The organism is Thalassospira sp. MCCC 1A01428 (assembly GCF_002115825.1).
GTDB lineage: Bacteria > Pseudomonadota > Alphaproteobacteria > Rhodospirillales > Thalassospiraceae > Thalassospira.
In genome coordinates this window covers 1-393 of record NZ_JFJZ01000178.1, presented here as the reverse complement: position 1 = coordinate 393, position 393 = coordinate 1, and the positions used below count along the sequence as shown (strand labels likewise).

The 393-nt window shown below is 57.8% G+C and carries 1 protein-coding gene; it reads left to right on the top strand.

Going from position 1 to position 393, the window contains the following annotated elements; genetic code table 11:
• The coding region (locus tag THS27_RS27125) for a hypothetical protein (protein WP_210403045.1) at nt 1–393 on the top strand (393 nt) is incomplete at both ends.

Genomic DNA, 393 nt, shown 5'->3' with positions numbered 1-393 from the left:
GACCTTTCGACGACAGGCGCGCTTGATAGCGATACGTTTGGTGGCGGGAAGATCACGGTGTCGATTGGCAGTGCGGATGCCAGCGAACAGCTGACGATTGACAGCAGTGCGCTGCCCACCGGTGTGACGGCAACCGGGGGTGCCAATGGCACCAACCTTGTCATCACGCTTGATAACGACACAACGATAGCCCAGGTCAATGCGATCCTTGATGCCATTCGTTACAGCACGACTTCGGATACCTTCACTGGTGGCGAACGGACCATCACGACGACGCTGAGCGACGGGAACAATGTGCAGCCGGGTGGTGGCAGTGGCACGGTGGATGCGGGTGGCCCCAATCCGTTAAGCCAGACGCTGATTTCGAAGATCACGGTTGTGGAAAAGAATGAC